Origin of the sequence: Halobacillus litoralis (assembly GCF_020524025.1) — a bacterium.
Classification (GTDB): Bacteria; Bacillota; Bacilli; order Bacillales; family Halobacillaceae; genus Halobacillus; species Halobacillus litoralis_D.
Genome location: NZ_JAIVKN010000004.1, coordinates 101473 through 119406, shown reverse-complemented (window position 1 = coordinate 119406; position 17934 = coordinate 101473). Strand labels below are relative to the sequence as shown.

16 protein-coding genes and 2 riboswitches are annotated in these 17934 nt (G+C 44.0%); all 16 genes read right to left on the bottom strand.

The window, feature by feature from the left end; all coding sequences use genetic code 11:
- Window positions 1–186: 186 nt before the first annotated feature.
- Window positions 187–289, bottom strand: a riboswitch (purine riboswitch).
- A 79-nt stretch (window positions 290–368) separates the two neighbouring features.
- The gene (gene guaA, locus LC036_RS14810; protein WP_226584353.1) at window positions 369–1907 is read right to left on the bottom strand and encodes a glutamine-hydrolyzing GMP synthase; all 1539 of its coding nucleotides are present in this window, start codon (window positions 1905–1907) and stop codon (window positions 369–371) included.
- 118 nt (window positions 1908–2025) lie between these two features.
- Window positions 2026–2127, bottom strand: a riboswitch (purine riboswitch).
- A gap of 34 nt (window positions 2128–2161) precedes the next feature.
- Window positions 2162–4363 carry a DUF4129 domain-containing transglutaminase family protein gene (locus tag LC036_RS14805; RefSeq protein WP_226584349.1) on the bottom strand — a complete coding sequence of 734 codons (2202 nt, stop codon included), beginning with the start codon at window positions 4361–4363 and terminating at the stop codon, window positions 2162–2164.
- The gene (locus tag LC036_RS14800) at window positions 4363–5628 is read right to left on the bottom strand and encodes a DUF58 domain-containing protein (RefSeq protein WP_226584346.1); all 1266 of its coding nucleotides are present in this window, start codon (window positions 5626–5628) and stop codon (window positions 4363–4365) included. Before LC036_RS14800 ends, LC036_RS14805 begins: the two co-directional genes overlap by 1 nt.
- Window positions 5625–6590 carry an AAA family ATPase gene (locus tag LC036_RS14795; protein ID WP_226584343.1) on the bottom strand — a complete coding sequence of 322 codons (966 nt, stop codon included), beginning with the start codon at window positions 6588–6590 and terminating at the stop codon, window positions 5625–5627. Before LC036_RS14795 ends, LC036_RS14800 begins: the two co-directional genes overlap by 4 nt.
- Before the next feature lie 457 nt (window positions 6591–7047).
- Entirely contained in the window at window positions 7048–8031 is a 984-nt protein-coding gene (locus tag LC036_RS14790; RefSeq protein WP_226584340.1) for a ring-cleaving dioxygenase, read from the bottom strand.
- Between the two features lie 296 nt (window positions 8032–8327).
- A complete protein-coding gene (locus LC036_RS14785; RefSeq protein WP_226584337.1) occupies window positions 8328–10319 on the bottom strand; it encodes a penicillin-binding transpeptidase domain-containing protein in 1992 nt (663 codons plus the stop codon).
- Window positions 10320–10442: 123 nt separating this feature from the next.
- A complete protein-coding gene (locus tag LC036_RS14780) occupies window positions 10443–11075 on the bottom strand; it encodes a sulfite exporter TauE/SafE family protein (RefSeq protein WP_226584334.1) in 633 nt (210 codons plus the stop codon).
- Between the two features lie 19 nt (window positions 11076–11094).
- The gene (locus LC036_RS14775) at window positions 11095–11907 is read right to left on the bottom strand and encodes an urease accessory protein UreD (RefSeq protein WP_226584331.1); all 813 of its coding nucleotides are present in this window, start codon (window positions 11905–11907) and stop codon (window positions 11095–11097) included.
- On the bottom strand, window positions 11904–12518 hold the full coding sequence (ureG, locus tag LC036_RS14770) for an urease accessory protein UreG (protein ID WP_226584328.1): 615 nt from the start codon (window positions 12516–12518) through the stop codon (window positions 11904–11906). Before ureG ends, LC036_RS14775 begins: the two co-directional genes overlap by 4 nt.
- Before the next feature lie 94 nt (window positions 12519–12612).
- Window positions 12613–13299, bottom strand: a complete 687-nt coding sequence (locus tag LC036_RS14765; protein ID WP_226584325.1) for an urease accessory protein UreF — start codon at window positions 13297–13299, stop codon at window positions 12613–12615.
- Window positions 13292–13738, bottom strand: coding sequence for an urease accessory protein UreE (gene ureE, locus LC036_RS14760; protein WP_226584322.1), 447 nt, complete (start codon window positions 13736–13738; stop codon window positions 13292–13294). The genes LC036_RS14765 and ureE overlap by 8 nt, the downstream gene beginning before the upstream one ends.
- Before the next feature lie 11 nt (window positions 13739–13749).
- Complete coding sequence (gene ureC / locus LC036_RS14755; protein WP_226584319.1) at window positions 13750–15459, bottom strand: urease subunit alpha; 1710 nt, start codon at window positions 15457–15459, stop codon at window positions 13750–13752.
- A complete protein-coding gene (locus LC036_RS14750) occupies window positions 15456–15767 on the bottom strand; it encodes an urease subunit beta (protein WP_226584315.1) in 312 nt (103 codons plus the stop codon). Before LC036_RS14750 ends, ureC begins: the two co-directional genes overlap by 4 nt.
- A gap of 51 nt (window positions 15768–15818) precedes the next feature.
- Complete coding sequence (locus LC036_RS14745; RefSeq protein WP_226584299.1) at window positions 15819–16121, bottom strand: urease subunit gamma; 303 nt, start codon at window positions 16119–16121, stop codon at window positions 15819–15821.
- Window positions 16122–16144: 23 nt separating this feature from the next.
- A complete protein-coding gene (locus tag LC036_RS14740; RefSeq protein ID WP_226584296.1) occupies window positions 16145–16387 on the bottom strand; it encodes a hypothetical protein in 243 nt (80 codons plus the stop codon).
- A complete protein-coding gene (locus tag LC036_RS14735; protein ID WP_226584293.1) occupies window positions 16359–17918 on the bottom strand; it encodes a sodium:solute symporter family protein in 1560 nt (519 codons plus the stop codon). Before LC036_RS14735 ends, LC036_RS14740 begins: the two co-directional genes overlap by 29 nt.
- Window positions 17919–17934 lie beyond the last annotated feature (16 nt).

Below are 17934 nucleotides of genomic sequence, written 5' to 3'. Positions count from 1 at the left end.
ATTCCTCCCCATATCTAACCATTTATCCACGCCGCATCGTCTCAATTTCGATCTCCCATACGGAGAACCCAGCCGTTTTATTTATTTGTTGTACCAGGCGTTCTAAAAAAAAAGACACTCTTGGATGATCCAAGAGTGTCTACATTTATACGATAGGGAACGGTCGACAGGCCTCGGGAAAAATGCCTGCTTCCGAATCACCAACGTAGTCAGACCGATTTACGGTAGTCTGGTAGAAACTCATGGGCCATATCCCCAAAATTATACGACGGTGTTGCTTTATTGATTTGTCTTTATCTTACAAGAATCGACAAAAGGAGTCAACCCTAAACACGAACATTTTTTTATATAAAACTATCATTGTTCGATTATTCCCACTCGATGGTTGCAGGCGGCTTACTCGTTACATCATATACGACACGGTTAATGTGATCGACTTCATTAACGATTCTTGTGGAGATCTTCTCCAACACATCCCATGGAATACGAGCCCAGTCAGATGTCATACCATCAATGGAAGTAACCGCGCGAATACCAATCGTGTAATCATACGTACGCTCATCTCCCATTACCCCAACAGAACGGATATCCGGGAGTACTGTGAAGTATTGCCATATGTCACGATCTAAGCCGGCTTTTTTAATTTCATCACGCAAAACTGCATCGGATTCACGGACAATTTCTAATTTTTCTTCTGTTACTTCTCCAAGTACTCGAATTGCAAGACCAGGTCCAGGGAAGGGCTGACGCCAGACGATATGCTCAGGAACACCTAACTCAGTACCAAGAGCACGCACCTCATCCTTAAACAAGGTGTTTAGTGGTTCAATCAGTTGAAACTCCATGTCCTCCGGCAGGCCGCCGACATTGTGGTGGGACTTAATTGTCTGTGCAGTCTCCGTGCCACTTTCAATAATGTCTGTATACAACGTTCCTTGAGCCAGGTAGTCGATGTCTTTAAGTTTTTCCGCTTCATCATCAAATACATAGATAAACTCATTTCCAATGATTTTCCTCTTCTTCTCTGGATCAGACACACCTTCCAGTTTACTCATAAAGCGCTCTTTCGCATCGATTTTAAGGATATTCATATTGAATCCGTCTCCGAGGGTACGCATTACATCATCCGCTTCATTTTTACGGAGCAGTCCATGATCGACGAAAATACAAGTCAGCTGGTCACCAATGGCACGGTGGATTAAAGCAGCTACAACGGAGGAATCTACACCGCCGCTTAAGGCGCATAAGACTTTACGATCTCCTACTTGCTCGCGGATTTTTTCGACTTCCATTTCCACTACATGCTCCATCGTCCAATCATCTTCAGCTTCACATACGTCAAAAACAAAGCTGCGCAAAAGGTCATTGCCATATTCCGAATGGCGGACTTCCGGGTGGAACTGAACTCCGTACATCCGGGTATCATGATTACTAATTGCCGCAACCGGGCAGGAAGCACTCGTCGCATCAACCTGGAAACCTTCAGGTGCCTCAATGACTTTGTCACTATGGCTCATCCATACCGTCTGTTCACGAGGGGTCTTACGGAACAGGACCGGGTCTTTTGCTACGCTGATTTCTGCTTTCCCATATTCACGTTCTTTTGCACGTTCGACTTTCCCACCAAAATGATGGGTCATCAACTGCATGCCATAGCAAATTCCTAGAACAGGAATGCCAAGTTCGAATAGGTCTTCATCGCAGCGAAAACTGTCTTCACCGTAGACACTATTCGGTCCACCAGAAAGAATAATTCCGCTTGGATTAAGCTCCTTGATTTCTTCCAGGCTTATCCGATGCGAACGAAGTTCACTATACACGCCGAATTCACGAATTCTTCGTGTTATCAGCTGATTATATTGACTCCCGAAATCAAGAACGAGAATCATTCCTTGTACTTTTTCCATCATGCTCCACTCCCTGTTTGGATAGAATCGTGCGTACTTTTATCAAAAAAAAATGGATTTCTGCCTTACGTTTGCTAGATAAGCGACGAAGGCAGAAATCCATCCATGACTATACATGTCTTGTGATTCCCACCTTCATAGTCAGAGCTTTTACGGTGCTCCGGTAGAGACTCTCGAGCCATATTCTCGAGGATATACGAAGGAAGAATGTATCTGATAATTTTCATCCATTCTAACAACCGGACTGAAAGGAATCAAGACAATGTTTTTTTGATTAAATTTTCCCATAATTCAGTTACTTCAGGCCACTGAGACTGCTGTGATTCATTTCGGTAAATAACTCTCTCGTAGTTGTGCGTCAAACGGCGCATCTCTGTGGACTGGTAATGTTTATCCACCTTGATCGCATAGTCCCTTAAGGTTTGTTCCGGCTGCCGCTTAATCCCTCTATGGTCCAGCAGCTTTAAGAGAAAGTGATAAGCTTTTTCATAGGTTTTCTCATCTTTATTCTTTCGATACCTGTAAATGAGCAATGTAGACATCCACCGGAATCGGGTAAAATAAAGCCCCAGTGCGATTGCAGATAAAACAGCCAGAGTGATCCACACCCATGTCCAATTCACATTATTAGTGTCCCTGACATCTGTGCTTCCTGAAGTTTGTTCTTCTTCCTCCATTTGCTGCGGATTTCCCATATTATCCTCCGGCTGCTGGTTCTCTGTCCCAGTTGTTTCATCTTCATTTTCTGGTGTGTCAACGTCTGTATAGAAATCAGCATTATTGGTAAATCCCTGAGTCGGTTCAAAGGGTACCCATCCGATATCCGGAAAGTAAACCTCTACCCATGAGTGAGCATTTCCACTGGTTACTTCATACACATTTTGGACGTTATCACCGGAAAAAGTTTCTCTTGTATCCACTCGCTCCCCGCCTGTGAAACCCTTGACCCACCGGGCAGGTATCCCTTCTGATCGAAGCAGGACAACCATGGACGTAGAAAAGTTGTCACAATATCCGATCTGGGATTCAAACAAAAATTGATCCACATAGTCCTGATTCTCTCCAGGGACCGGGACTTCGGTTGTTGAGTATTCGAAGCCGTTGGCAGAAAAGTAGGACTCCACAGCCTTGGCCTTATCATATCGATTGTCTTCACCTTCCATAATTTCTCCGGCAAGGTTTTGGACCCTGCCCGGCAGCTGCTGTGGAAGCTGCAGGTATTTTTCTTGTATTTCCTGCGGATCGTCTGCTCCCGCCTCCCTCAACTGATTGTATTCAAAAGACGGAAATTCATAGGAGATGATGGAGGAACCCAGTCTGGCAGGATCACCATTTCCTGCACTCACCGTGTCCATTTCCCCTGTATTTTCATGGACAAGAAGGTCATAGTTTTGAGGGTATCCCTTAATCGAAGTGATGCCGTAAGGATAGACAAGTTTGCGGAACGAAGCATTTCGCTTCATCATTATCATCGCCGTCTGTTCCTCTACTTCGACTTCATCAGAAAAAGTCTCAAATGTAATATCTGCCGGGTTCATGTTTGTAACAGGTTCTTCAAGCGTATCCTCCCACCCTTTTCCGGTATACGTATCCTTCGATTCAATGCGCCAATAACGATCCCCGTCGGCCATTGCTTCAAATACTGGGGTGTCATCCTGTATAAACGAACCGCCCAGACGACTGTCATCCTCGCCGTAACCGACCTTCTGCACAGTCCTTCCACTTCCACCAGGTCCTGATCCCCCTGCTGCACTTTCTAGATAGGGCACTGGATCCGGCCACTGCGGTGAAAGCTTAGGAGAAGCATAGGCGGCTGCAGAAGAAAGCAGAATAATGGCCAACAGCGGGACTGCCCACACTTTAGCTTTATGAAACCCATCAATAGAAATGGATTCTTTCTCCATTTCTTTCGCAAAACTAGACAGCCCAAGTGCCATCATTCCCAGTATAAATGTCCGGACGATGGCCCACTTACCATCATATACCGTAAATGTATCTACGACGGTCACGAAGATCAATGTCAACAAAACAAAGAAAAACATCCGCCTCGCTACAACAAACCAGTAGTAAAGCAAATAGCTCATTAGCCATAGCAGGATAAGGAACAACAGGCTCCGGAACAGCGGAGTCATCTGCCACCATTCCTGGCTTTGAATCATTTGGATGTTAAACAGAATTTGTCCGTAAAGAACCGAGAACCAGTCTCCTGAGAAAATCCTTTCTCCAATATACAGACCGTCAATAATGAAAGCCAGACTAAGTCCCTTTAGCGGCACGGACAAATACCAGGGCACCTGCAGGAAAGAAACAAAAAAACAAAACGTAGCGTAAATGAAAAAGATTCGAACATCATCTGTATTGGATATGACCTCTAAAGGTCTCAGCCATTCACAGAATAGAAGAAACCCAATAATATACAACATCAAACGATAAAAAAGTGAATCGCGGTCCAGCATTATGTGCTCACCTCAAATTCTTGTTGAGTCATCTGCTCTTCCGACAGCACATTCACAATGACACCATGCGCCTTTAATTCTTTCACAGCTTGATGGTCCAAGAGTGTGACCTGGTTGTAGGGACGCACATAAAAAAAGACCACACGCTTGCTTTTTTTCGCTAATTTAATAAGAGACACTTGTATATCTTTATCCAATTGGTGACTGACAAGCATTACCATTAAACCACTTGGAATCAAGGATTTCTTACGTTCCAGCTGCTCAGCGAATGGTATCCGTCCAACAGGACGGACTTTGGCTAACTGCCCCTGCATTTGCTGCTGATGAGCATGGTCCTGACGGAAAGGGAAATATTGCTGTTCATCCCCAAGGATCATAAAAGCGAGGGGGGACGATTTCTTATGGAATTCATTCATGATAGAAGCCGTAAACTCTACAGCCCCTTCAAAACTTAGCGTGCTCACACCGGGATGATAGACCGCATTTAAAATCAACATCATATCAACGCTTTTTTCCTGTTCAAATTCTTTGGTCATCATTTCATTTTTCTTTGCTGTCGTTTTCCAATCCACCCAGGCAAAGCGGTCCCCGGGCATATACTCCCTGACTCCTGTAACGATGTTGGTATTCTTTTCATTCAATTTAAACGATGGACTTGCGCCCTGTTCAAAACTGTAGACGCGTTCTTTCATTTTTACAGGACGCAGATAAGGAAAGACCAGCAGTTTATTTTCTGTGTGGTAGACCTGTTCTTTTTTCACGAAACCGAAAAAGTCTCCGGTTTTCAACCGGATGGCTTTTAAGGTGTGCTCTCCACGCGGAACCTTCTCAAGCTGGTATTTGTAAGTGATGGTTTTGCTAAACCACGGAAAAACCACCCTCTTTACTTTTCTGGCTTCATGGAAATCGTCAGTCTTTGCCATATCCCTGTATTTTTCCAAGTGCTCATCAACCTTTTTTAACGAATCTGGAACATATTCTTCTATCACACTATAGTAGATCGGAAATGGGACCTTCCGTCTCATCGTCACTTCTACATCAACGGTCTCACCGCCCATAGCGACCCGCTTAGAAAGCCGGCGCTCTACTTTCCAATTGTGAGTCGGATAAATTAATACTCCCAGCATATAGAGAAGAAATGGGAGGAAGGCATAAAAGAGAAACCAACTGACAAATCCTCCTTGAAACATCGCATAAGAAAAAAGCACAGCAAAAAGGAGCGCTACAACGAAAAATTTAGCAATAAACGCAATCGTTTGTCTCATTCACTATTGTTCCTCTTTACAGGAATTGACGTAGATGAAAGCAGGTCTTCTATGATTGATTTTGCGTCCTTCCCTTCAAACCGCGCTTCCGACGTAAGAATCATGCGGTGGGATAAAACATAAGGAGCCATGTGCTGCACATCATCAGGAACGACGTAATCACGATCATGTATAAAAGCATAAGCCTTAGCCGCCTTCATAAGTGCCATAGAACCGCGGGGGCTGACCCCTAGATAAACCCCTTCATGTTCTCTCGTACTTGTAACCAAATCGATAATATATCGATTTACCGTTCGATCTACATATACGTTTGATACCTCTTGCTGCAGCTCCACGAGTTCTTCACGCGATAGAACCGCAGAGATTTCGTCAATCGGATGGCTGTTCGATGTTCTCGTTAACATCTCCATTTCTTGTTTAGCAGTAGGGTAGCCCATTTCCATTTTCAAAAGAAAACGGTCGAGCTGAGCCTCCGGAAGCGGGTACGTTCCTTCATATTCAATAGGGTTCTGGGTAGCCATAACAAAGAAAGGCTCACCAAGGGGGACGGTTTGTCCATCCACTGTGATACTGGTTTCTTCCATTCCTTCTAATAAAGCAGACTGGGTCTTCGGTGATGTCCGGTTTATTTCGTCTGCCAGTACAATGTTTCCAAGAATAGGACCTGGACGGAATTCAAACTCCATACTCTTCGGATTGTATATGGATACACCTGTTACATCAGATGGCAGTAGATCAGGAGTAAATTGAATTCGCTTAAAGTTACAGTCTAAAGATTTGGCGAGTGTCTTCACTAACATGGTTTTCCCGACACCCGGTACATCCTCAAGAAGCACGTGCCCTTTTGCCAGTAAAGCAACAACGCTTAATAAAGCTGCTTCTTCTTTGCCAACCATGACCTTTCTTATATTTTTAAGAACGTCCGATACTTTTGGTTGATATATGAATGTTTGTTGAGTCATTTGGTGTACCCCTTTCTTCCTGGTATGCTATTTTTCAGAATTATCACTCTCATTCCAACTATACTATAACCCGACTTTTTGAACAAAGGCGGAAACCCTTAAGGATATGTAAAAATCCCTGTCGAATCAGTTTTGAAGCATCTTAAGAAATTTCCCGGGAAATTTAGCGAATGATTAAGAAAAATGCGATATTTCCGCAAATTCCAGTTAACATTCCCCTGCCCGTATGTTATCTTTAATTTGAGCCATCTTAATTAGAGATAAAACCAAAGAGACGAAGGTTTGTATAGGTATAGGTGGCCGGGGCGCTCCAGCATTCATGCTGGAGCATTATTTATATTGTGCAAGGAAGCCGCGCAGGAAACATGAATGAGCAACCAACGCACAGCCACCTTCCTCTTCTTATATAAAACTACACAAAATAAAAAAGGCCGGGGTATACCGCCCCGGCTGCTCGTTATTCTTCTTCTTTTATAAAGGTTTTCGTACTTCTCACTGTATCAATAGGGCGAACATAATTCTCGATTTCTTTTCTTTTCGGTTCAAGTTTTGGTGGAAGAGAAAGTTTTTCTCCAAGGGTTTCATAAGGCTCATCTCCCATAAATCCCGGACCATCTGTAGCAAACTCAAATAGAATTTGAGGGGCGACTTTGGCATAGAGAGAACCGAAGTAGTGGCGGTCGACAAATCCGGAAGTGCGGAAACCGAACTTCGGCAGTCGCTCGATCCATTCCTCAAGAGCATCGCGATCTTCCACTCGGAATGCCGCATGGTGAACGGTTCCGAAACCTTGCCGGGCTGGTGGTAAAATCGTGTTATATTCAACAATAACAGCCGCCCCATTTCCACCTTCTCCGACTTCAAACCGCTTAAATGCTCCTTCCTCTCCAACCTGGTGGAACTGCATGACTTTCTCAAGCATTTCTTTGAAATAGCTATCGTTGTCCACCCTTACGTATATCGGTCCAAGTCCAGTAATGGCGTACCTCAAAGGGATCGGCCCATTCTGCCAAGGTACACCCGCTGCCACCCCGTCATCCTTTTCATCGGAAATCAATTCATACGCCTGGTCATCAAAATCGACAAAAGGAAGAACTTTTCTGCCAAAACGTTTTTCGATTCCTTTATGTTTTACATCCAGTCGATCAAAGCGTTTCATCCAATAATCCAACGCTTCATCACTGGGTACCCGGAAAGAAGTTTTCGCGATTTCATTCGTCCCATGTGACCCTTTAGGGATGCCGGGGAAATCAAAGAACGTCATGTCCGTGCCGGGGTTCCCTTCGTCGTCAGCAAAAAACAGGTGATACGTTTCAATGTCATCCTGATTCACGGTTTTCTTAACAAGACGCATACCAAGAACATAGGTGAAAAACTCATAATTTTTTTCCGCACTGCTTGTAATAGCCGTCACGTGGTGGATCCCTTTCAATTCGTTCATCTTGATCCCCTCCAATTTTATATACTCAACATTATAAATATCTCAGTTTCAAGATAAATATATGACATTTCCCTCTTTATGTCAACCAAACTCTCTACAGCGAGTGTTTTATTACTGGTATCTGCCCGGCTCTCTGTTAACTTCAAATAAGCTGCCGTATCTTGAATATCCAATCATATCTTCTGGAATGCTTTTCCTTTGCCAACGTGTACAGAAGCCAAAGATAAAAAAGCGCCGACTGCAAATGCAAATCGACGCTTTTCATTTAAATACAGGAGAGAAAGAAAATAAAACGTTTATTTCAGCTTCTCAAATACATTTTTCACTTTTGGTACAACCTCATGACTGCCCACTTCTGTATCCTCAATCATCATAGATACGAGCAGGTCTTCATTTTCCGTATCCCAAGCGATAAACCATCCATTCTCTTGCCCGTCTTCTTCACCAGCCTTTTTCAGTTCTGCTGTACCTGTTTTTCCTGCCAGATTCAAGCCTTCTATCACGGGTTTATAAGCTGTTCCTTCTGAATCATCCACCACAGCCTTCAGGCGCTCGGTAACCAGCGAAGCCGTTTCTTCACTGATGACATTCTCATGCCATGCCTGCCCCGTTGCCTCTTCTGCCAGCAAGGTTGGTTTTAATAATGTACCGCCAGTAACAAAAGGTGTATAGGTGACACCTAGATGCAGAGCGCTCACTTCCACCTGTCCCTGTCCGTAGCCAGTAGCCGCAAGCAGGGACTCACTGGTAATCGTATCTTCACTTGCTACTTGCGAACCCTCAATAAAATAAGTGAAAGGAATTTCTTCATTAAAACCAAATTGTCCGACCTGATCGAGAAATGATTCCGCACCAATCTCTACAATTTTACGGGCGAAGTAGATGTTATCGGAACGGACGAGCGCATCACGCAAGTCTACCTGGGTATCATTTGCAGCACTCTGAATCCTTGTCACATTGTACCCAGCCTCCGCTTCATACTTCTCACCGTTAATTTCCATTTCTTCACTTGGAGTAATCGCACCTGTTTCTAAGCCAACCGAAGCTGTAATGGGTTTAAACGTAGAACCAGGAGAGTACGTTCTTTTAATTTTGTTCAAAGGAATCGTTCCTTCATAAGTATTTAAGACCTTTTCATTTGGATCATAAGAAGGCATACTAACCAGCGCTTTCACCTCACCACTTGAAGGGTTAATGGCTGCAGCTGACCCCGATTCACCTTTCATTTCTTCAAATAGCGCCCGCTGAGCCTCCGAAGAAACGGTAAGCGTAAAATCTTTTCCATCTACCGCCGCTACTTCAGCCAAAACATTTTTCACTTCGCCCTCAGAATTCGCGACAGTGACTCTACCACCAGATGTCCCCTTTAATTGTTCTTCCCATTGAGCCTCTAAACCTGTAAAACCAATTTTACTAGTAGATGTATAGCCTTCACCTTCACGTTCTTTTAATTTATCAGCTGTAATGTCGTCATAAAATCCGGTCAAGTGAGCAGCTGCTTTCCCAAGAGGGTATACTCTGGCCTGGGTTTCTAAAAATGTCCGACCGTCAGGTAAATCATTAATGGCATCAATCGCTTCTTTATTATCGTTCGCAATAGAAACCAACGGGACAAAAGAATCCGGTTTTACCCAGGATTTCCCTAGTTGATCATCAATGTATTCCACAGAAATGTTTAAGATCTCTGCCAGCCCGTTTTTTAATTCCTTGACTTCTTTTTCAGAAATATCTTCCATCCGTTCTGGAACGAGTCCGACCTGTTTAACGATTCCGTTGACTGCCAGCCCTTCCCCATTCACATCAAAAATCTCACCACGTTCAGGAGCGATCGAAACAGCGTTCACCTCGTCTCCCACTTCCATTTCCGGGAAAATCATAGAAGGCGTCCACTGTAATGCCCAGCGATCCTCGTCTTCTCCTTCTTCATAAACAAGAACTGCTTCATGACCGAAATCGATTTTTCCACCGAGCGAATCCATCATGGCGGTATAATTAAAAGATGGAGTGGACTCTTTTTCATACTCCTGTTCTTCCTCCGGCAATTCATATGTAATGGATAAGTCTTTCATAGTTATTTCTTCATAGCTGTCCGTATACATTGCGATAAAGTCTTCCTTTGATACCTCTCCCTTAGCCTGTTCACTAAGGAGGCTGTACATATCCTCATAATTCCCGTTCTCCCAAGCGTCCATATAAGAAGTAAATGTGTCTTCTGGACGAGGCTGTTCAGAACAGGCTGCGAGCACAGCGAAAACAAAGATACACAGGAGCCCTTTCCAACGCTTCATAAACTCTCTCCTTTATAATAATCATTAGACAAAAAATTCACGCTATTTATTTATTATACCAAAAAACGACAGTACCAATAAAAAGACCGCCTTAAAAAAGGCGGCTTCTACATATATTTATTTTTAACCTGTATAGATACTGGATATGTAATAGATTCCGTACACCATACTAATAATTCCGGCTGCCTGTGCAAAGACTTTGTTCATACGAAATTTCTTTCTCGTCATGACGAACGGCAAACCAATCAAAGTTGTAAATAACAGCATCCCTACTATCGTTCCAACACCAAAAATAAGGATAAACAACGCTCCCTGACCAACATGGTCAACGGAGCTCATCGTCAGTAACACCAAAGCTGCACTCCCGGCGAGTCCATGGATGAACCCCATAAAAGCAGATGTCCAATGAGAACGGGGGTTTCCTTCTTTAGAACTGTCCTGCCTCCGGTCTATTTTTCTATACGAAAAAAAGGTCGATATCCCAAAGTAAATCAGCATACCACCGACAAGTGCTTCCAAAGATTCCGCCCAAACCGGAGGAATCTCTTCTTTCATTAAAATGACAACCATCCCCAGCAGGAACATCGTAAACGTATGCCCGATGCCCCAGAAAACACCTGTCATCGTTGAGTGCATAAGTCTCTTACTTCTTGATGCAATGGTCGATACGGCAATGACGTGATCCGGTTCTATGGCATGTTTAATTCCTAGAAGCAGACCAAGTCCTAATACAGACAGCAGACCGACGTCGCCCATAATCTTCCCCCTCTTGTTCTTAGTACTTTCTCCATGTAATTTTCTCTTTTTTCAGCAGTTCTTTCCTTGCAAAAGTATGGATGCGATCCATCACACTCTCCAAAGTCTGTGTTTTATTCCCAAGCAGCCGGACAACAATACCACCGCTTTCCATATTGGAAATCCCTAAACGAACGGATAAGTCAAAGGATGCCACCTCTTCATAAAGACGATCACCAAATGTCCGGGAAGCTTCCGGGTGAAAGATAACAAATGAGCCTACATGCGTATATCCTTCCAGTTGAAGCACACCTTCAAGATCCTCATCCGGCTCTAATAGAAGGTGATCAAAGAGAACCAGCTTTTCATCGCGTATCACTTTTAATTTATTTCGATACCATTGATATCGAAAGTTTTCACCTGCTTCTGACCATCCCGGCGTGACAATATCACTATAGAAAAAACAGGAGTCTCCTGCCATTTCAACCGTTGTCTCCTGTAAGAATTTTGCTCCTTCATACATGATTAAAGGGTCTAAACAATACTCTAGTATACTTGAGGGCGCTAAACGGATCGTAGTCTTCTGCTCCACCGGGTTCTCCAATGTCTTATACACTTTTGTCGAGGCCTGACTCGTCACAGACAATTCAGCTCCTTCCTCTAAATGAATGGAAGTAAAGTACGTATCGCCTTCGACATACCCTCCCCCGACATGAATCAAATAAATGGAAACCGAATCATCTTCCAGTTTTACAGGGCGTGTAAACTTAAACGCCCCTTCATAAAAGCCGTGTACCACTGTTCGTGAATCCCGCTTTGTTGCCTGGAGACTGAGAAACCCTGTATGACTCATGCCTGGATCCCATCAAGAAAGGCTTGAGATTTGATCCAGTCAATCACCTCAGTTAAACCGTCTTTCGTTTTTAAATTCGTAAATACAAATGGTTTGTTTCCGCGGGCAACGATCGTGTCTTCTCTCATCACATCTAAATCAGCACCGACGAAGGGAGCAAGATCTGTCTTATTGATAATGAAAAGGTCTGACTTAATCATCCCCTGTCCGCTCTTTCTCGGTATTTTCTCTCCTTGAGCGACATCAATAATATAGATAGAGAAATCTACGAGTTCCGGACTGAACGTTGCCGCAAGATTGTCGCCGCCACTTTCCACAAAGATCAAATCAAGGTCTGGGTGCTTTTCATTTAGTTCTTCGATTGCAGAAAAGTTCATAGAAGCGTCTTCCCGAATTGCTGTATGAGGACACCCACCGGTCTCCACCCCAATGACCCGTTCCTCTTCAAGCACTCCATTTTTCATTAGAAACTTAGCGTCTTCTTTTGTATAAATGTCGTTGGTAATAACAGCCATACTGAGTTCATCTTTCAGTTCGCGCGTCAACCGTTCAACAAGCATCGTTTTCCCTGCCCCGACAGGGCCTCCTACTCCAATACAGATGGGTTCCATTTTCCCCACTCCTTTATTTCAATATTCTCCTCGCACCTTCTCATCTCCAGCCAGTCCTGCCGTTTTCTCTTCTATCAAAATACTAATTGCACAATTAAGACATAAATAAGCGGACATACAGGCGCTCGTGATGCATTTGAGCAATCTCCAAGCCTGGACTACCAGCGCCTAGATCCTCAATACTAAGATTCATAATTGAGTGGACCGCTTCTTTTATCACTGGATGGACATCCACTAAAATTTTCTGTCCATCTGTCTGCCCAATCGGAATTCCCCTTACAGCATTCTGTACAAGAGAAGATAGATTCGTAAATAGGAAGGTCTCAAGCGCCGCTTCCTTTGATATCTTCAACGATTGATACACACAGGCAAATACAAGCGCAGCGTGACCGTAAGCTGTTTTCTCTTTAATCTGATTCAAGTAATCCCGAAGTTCTAAAGATTCATAGAGCTCCTGACACAACTTCGCCATTCTCGCTCCCACCCGGCGGTTCCCTTCTCGTGTTTCATGAGAGACACACGAAGCAAACAACAAGTGGTCGAGTTCCATAAGATAATCACGATCTCCTTGTTCCAGACAATCCATCGCCAGTTTGAACGCAAGCCCGTCATTATAGACGAGCTGTTTTTTCAGGAAGACAACCAGCGCCTGTTTGAAGCTGTCAGCATCCGTCACAACATCTTCCTGAATATACGTTTCAAACCCGAACGAATGAGCAAAAGCGCCCGAGGGAAACTGTGAATCGCTCAGTTGTAATAAAGGCATCAATTCATTAGTCATGACTATGCCCTATGTAACGGAAGGGCTCTTTAAGTTTTCTATTCTCCCGCTGATGTGGAATCGATAAACCTTCCAGCATTTCCTCAATCAGATAATCATATTGAACGAACATTTCTTCCCCATCAAACTGGGCCGGAATGTGACGGTTCCCAATCTGGTGGGCAATCTCCCCCATCTGTTGGATATTTCCAGGACGAATGACGAGCACATCATCCTTTTTAACGGAGACAACCATCATATTTTTTTCATCCATATATAAAATATCACCATCAGAGAGCTCCTCGTTTTTTCCTAATCTGACACCAATTTCATTCCCGTGGTCCGTCGTCAATCTCTGAATTCTCTTTACAAGCTGATCACTATCCATATAGATGTATTCCATATGAGGAGGACGATTTTCTAATGTTGCTACATTGCCTACAATTCTCTCAATAATCATTTAGTTTCACCTCAAAATAAGAAATAACGCTGAGCCATCGGGACCGTTTCAGCCGGTTCACAATGGACAGCCTCCCCATCCACTTTTACGACATACGTCTGCGGATCCACCTCAATCTTAGGGGTCTCTCCGTTATGGATCATCGATTGTTTTGTTAACGTGCGTACACCTGAAATAGGTTTCACCTGTTTTTCCAAACCAAGCTGTTTATGAACCCCTGAATCAAAGGCGGCCTGGGATAAGAATGTCATGGACGTACGCTTTTTCGCATGCCCGTGGGAACCAAACATTTCCCTGTAAAAAACAGGCTGTGGAGTAGGGATACTTGCATTCGGATCACCCATCAGGCTGTGAGCAATCATCCCGCCTTTGATGACAAGCTCCGGTTTCACCCCGAAAAAGGCAGGATTCCATAAAACTAAATCTGCGTACTTTCCTTCTTCCACCGATCCAACATAATCAGAAATTCCGTGTGTAATGGCAGGGTTAATCGTATATTTCGCCACGTACCGCTTCGCTCTGAAATTGTCTTTTTGTTCGTGATCATTTTCCAGAGGACCGCGTTGTTTTTTCATTTTATCTGCCGTCTGCCATGTGCGGAGAATTACTTCTCCGACCCGTCCCATAGCCTGGGAATCAGATGAAATCATACTGAATACTCCAAGATCATGGAGGATATCCTCAGCTGCAATGGTTTCCTTTCGTATACGCGAATCAGCAAAAGCAATATCCTCCGGAACACTTGGGTCTAAATGGTGACAAACCATAAGCATATCTAAATGCTCCTCCAGCGTATTGACTGTATAAGGGCGTGTCGGGTTTGTAGAAGAAGGAAGAATATTAGGATAGCTGGCGGCTTCAATAATATCAGGCGCATGGCCGCCTCCTGCACCTTCTGTATGGTAAGTATGAATAACACGATCGTTTATTGCCTCGAGAGTATGTTCAACAAATCCCCCTTCATTTAACGTGTCCGTGTGAATAGCAACCTGTACATCGTACTGGTCCGCTACCTTTAAACAAGTATCGATGGTAGAAGCCGTTGTTCCCCAGTCTTCATGCAGCTTCAAACCTACCGCTCCCGCTTCAATCTGCTCCTTGACAGCTTCTTCACTTGATGTGTTGCCTTTCCCTAAAAACCCTAGATTCATAGGATATTCCTCAGCAGCTTCGAGCATTTTTTGAATATTCCAGGGGCCGGGCGTACAGGTCGTAGCCTTTGTTCCTGTTGCAGGCCCCGTCCCTCCACCAAGCATCGTTGTTACACCAGATGAAAGGGCAGTTTCAATTTGCTGTGGAGAAACAAAATGAATATGCGCATCTATTCCTCCAGCTGTGACAATCATCCCTTCCGCTGCCACCACTTCCGTTGAAGCTCCAATCACAATATCAATATCGTCCATCAATAAAGGGTTACCAGCCTTACCAATCTTAGTGATCCAGCCATCTTTCACACCAATATCCGCTTTGTAGATACCAGAATGATCGAGAATTACAGCATTGGTAATGACTAAGTCAACAGAGATTTCCCTTCCCGCTAAAGGATGCTGCCCCATTCCGTCACGGATGACCTTTCCTCCACCAAACTTCACTTCATCACCATATGTGGTATAGTCCTTTTCAATCTCTATAAACAATTCCGTATCCGCCAGGCGTATGGCATCACCCGTGGTCGGTCCGAACATTTCAGCATACTGCCTCCGGGACATTTCAAAACTCATGGATCGACTCTCCCATTCACCTGATTATTCAAGCCGTAGATCTCCCTTTCTCCAGAGAAGACTACTAACTCAATTTCCTTCTCATCTCCCGGCTCAAAGCGCACCGCTGTGCCTGCCGGTATATTCAAATGTCTGCCCCGCGCCTCTTCCCGCTCAAAAATCAAGTATGGATTGACTTCATAAAAATGAAAATGGGAACCGATCTGCACGGGCCGGTCACCACGGTTCAATACGTTTACCTTCACGATTTCTTTGTCTTTGTTACAGACAACCACATCTTTTCTAAGCTTGTATTCACCAGGAATCATCTGTACGACCTCCTTTTAAGAGCACTTCTTTTACCTCACTTCACAAACATCCTAGCGGATGGGTTCGTGAATGGTTACGAGCTTGACTCCATCTGGGAATGTTGCCTCAACTTGAATGTCTGGAATCATCTCAGGAATCCCTTCCATAACATCACCCCGATCAAGGATGGCAGCTCCATACTGCATGAGTTCAGCTACTGACTTTCCATCCCTCGCTCCTTCAACCACTTCATATGTAATAATTGCTACAGCCTCCGGATAGTTCAGCTTCAACCCTCTCCCTTGGCGCCGCCGCGCTAAATCCGCGGCGGTGACAATCATTAATTTCTCCATTTCTCTTGATGTCAGCTTCACTTTCTTTCCCCCTTCACTCCATTTTATCCCTCGTTATTTTCACCTTTCACAAACTCCACAATAGGACGACTAGCAATAAATAAACCAGCGATAATGAGCCATCCAAACGATAAGTAAGTCCACCCTTTGAAGAACGATAGACTATAGTTGTAACCTGTCAGAAACATAACCCCTGGAAAAATGACGATAAATAAAACAGTGAGACCCAATGCCCACCTTGTACAAAGTTTGGCATCTTTATTCAGCTGATGCTCGTTTTCTTCCATAAGCTGCTTCCTCCTCCGTGTTTTGAACTTCTTCATCAAAGCTTCTAAATTTATCTTTCAGTGAATCAAAATCAAATTCCTGATTTGCTATCAGAGCATGACCTACAGATATAACACCACTCACAAGGAACACTGTAATATTTCCAAAGAACATCGGCTCTAACTCACCCAGCGATTGCACGCTGATTTGTCCGTAAAAAAGGTAAGCAGATGTAAGCCACACCGTGACTCCAAAAATCAACCCGGAAGATGCACCGAAGAAAGTCCCTGTGTTGGTTGCTTTCTTCCACATCAGACCGAGAGTGACTGGAATAACCGCTCCACTTACAAAGATCCCCATAGCCATGTAAACAAACCCTAAACTAATGCCAACCTTAAAGAGCAGAATGGAGAGAACTCCCATCATTAAACCAAAACCTAATGTAACCTTGCGGGACATATTTAATAATTTTTCACTAGAGGCCTCTGGATTGATAGAAGCTCGGTAGATATCCGTAACAATAATGTTCGTAATCGCCGTTAACTCAGCTGCACCAGTGGACATAACTGCCATGAACAACATCGCTAAAAACAGAATAGATCCTACCCCACCTAAAAGATACGCGGCCATCTCAGGGGCGACCGCATCAGGAGTGGCTACTTGAATACCCAGGCCGGCGGCACTTACACCTAAAAAGGTAGCTATAGCAAAAGGGATGGAAAACCAGGCGATCCCTCCATATATGTAGGCCCTCGATGCAGCACTATCCTTACTGGCAATCGCTCGCTGCCAATAAGCCTGATCAACAAAAACAGCGCCAAAATTCCCGATAATATTAATCATTCCAAAAAACAGCCCTGGTATGGAAGCCATAGTCAGCATCTGCGTGGATTCAGGCAGATTATTTAATCCTTCATAAATAGGATCAATACCAAACTTGAAGTAAATAGCTGTAGCAAAAATGGCAAGAATAGCGAAGATCATCACTGTATTGAAATAGTCAGCGACAAAAGAAGCTTTCAGTCCACCGATCATGGTGTAAATCGTGAAAGTAAGAGGAATAAGAAAGGCTGCTACATAGATATTCATGCCGGTGAGAGAATTCAAGGCAATGGCTCCCCCCAGAACAACCATGGAAGTAACAAGAATGTTTGTCATTAAAGCAAAAACAAGAATTAAGCGATGGTTTTTCTTATCAAACCGCTGGGCGATAAACTCTAAGAATGTGTGAGCGTTCGGTGCACGTTTTTTCAGGTGAATGGCAACGATCGCAAATAATAGAACCTGTATACATGCGCCTGCTGCATACCAATAAGGGCCACTAATTCCGTATTGATAACCAGTGGAAGAAGACATCATTAACGTAGCCGCCCAGGTCCAGGCTGCTATAATCGAGGCACTGGCAAGCCCCACTCCCACACTTCTTCCTGCCGTACTAAACTGCTCTGCCGTCATTTTCTGTTTTCTTCTTCGCTGCATGACATAAGTAACAAGAGTAAAGAACATCCCGAAAACAAGTAACAAAGAGTAACCAACGTAAGATGGCAGCATAGAAATCCTCCGTTTT

What these genes read in the sequence shown, in the direction of transcription:
- guaA (WP_226584353.1), bottom strand. Translation starts at nt 1,907, where the DNA reads ATGGAAAAAGTACAAGGAATGATTCTCGTTCTTGATTTCGGGAGTCAA.
- LC036_RS14805 (WP_226584349.1), bottom strand. Translation starts at nt 4,363, where the DNA reads ATGCTGGACCGCGATTCACTTTTTTATCGTTTGATGTTGTATATTATT.
- LC036_RS14800 (WP_226584346.1), bottom strand. Translation starts at nt 5,628, where the DNA reads ATGAGACAAACGATTGCGTTTATTGCTAAATTTTTCGTTGTAGCGCTC.
- LC036_RS14795 (WP_226584343.1), bottom strand. Translation starts at nt 6,590, where the DNA reads ATGACTCAACAAACATTCATATATCAACCAAAAGTATCGGACGTTCTT.
- LC036_RS14790 (WP_226584340.1), bottom strand. Translation starts at nt 8,031, where the DNA reads ATGAACGAATTGAAAGGGATCCACCACGTGACGGCTATTACAAGCAGT.
- LC036_RS14785 (WP_226584337.1), bottom strand. Translation starts at nt 10,319, where the DNA reads ATGAAGCGTTGGAAAGGGCTCCTGTGTATCTTTGTTTTCGCTGTGCTC.
- LC036_RS14780 (WP_226584334.1), bottom strand. Translation starts at nt 11,075, where the DNA reads ATGGGCGACGTCGGTCTGCTGTCTGTATTAGGACTTGGTCTGCTTCTA.
- LC036_RS14775 (WP_226584331.1), bottom strand. Translation starts at nt 11,907, where the DNA reads ATGAGTCATACAGGGTTTCTCAGTCTCCAGGCAACAAAGCGGGATTCA.
- ureG (WP_226584328.1), bottom strand. Translation starts at nt 12,518, where the DNA reads ATGGAACCCATCTGTATTGGAGTAGGAGGCCCTGTCGGGGCAGGGAAA.
- LC036_RS14765 (WP_226584325.1), bottom strand. Translation starts at nt 13,299, where the DNA reads ATGACTAATGAATTGATGCCTTTATTACAACTGAGCGATTCACAGTTT.
- ureE (WP_226584322.1), bottom strand. Translation starts at nt 13,738, where the DNA reads ATGATTATTGAGAGAATTGTAGGCAATGTAGCAACATTAGAAAATCGT.
- ureC (WP_226584319.1), bottom strand. Translation starts at nt 15,459, where the DNA reads ATGAGTTTTGAAATGTCCCGGAGGCAGTATGCTGAAATGTTCGGACCG.
- LC036_RS14750 (WP_226584315.1), bottom strand. Translation starts at nt 15,767, where the DNA reads ATGATTCCTGGTGAATACAAGCTTAGAAAAGATGTGGTTGTCTGTAAC.
- LC036_RS14740 (WP_226584296.1), bottom strand. Translation starts at nt 16,387, where the DNA reads ATGGAAGAAAACGAGCATCAGCTGAATAAAGATGCCAAACTTTGTACA.
- LC036_RS14735 (WP_226584293.1), bottom strand. Translation starts at nt 17,918, where the DNA reads ATGCTGCCATCTTACGTTGGTTACTCTTTGTTACTTGTTTTCGGGATG.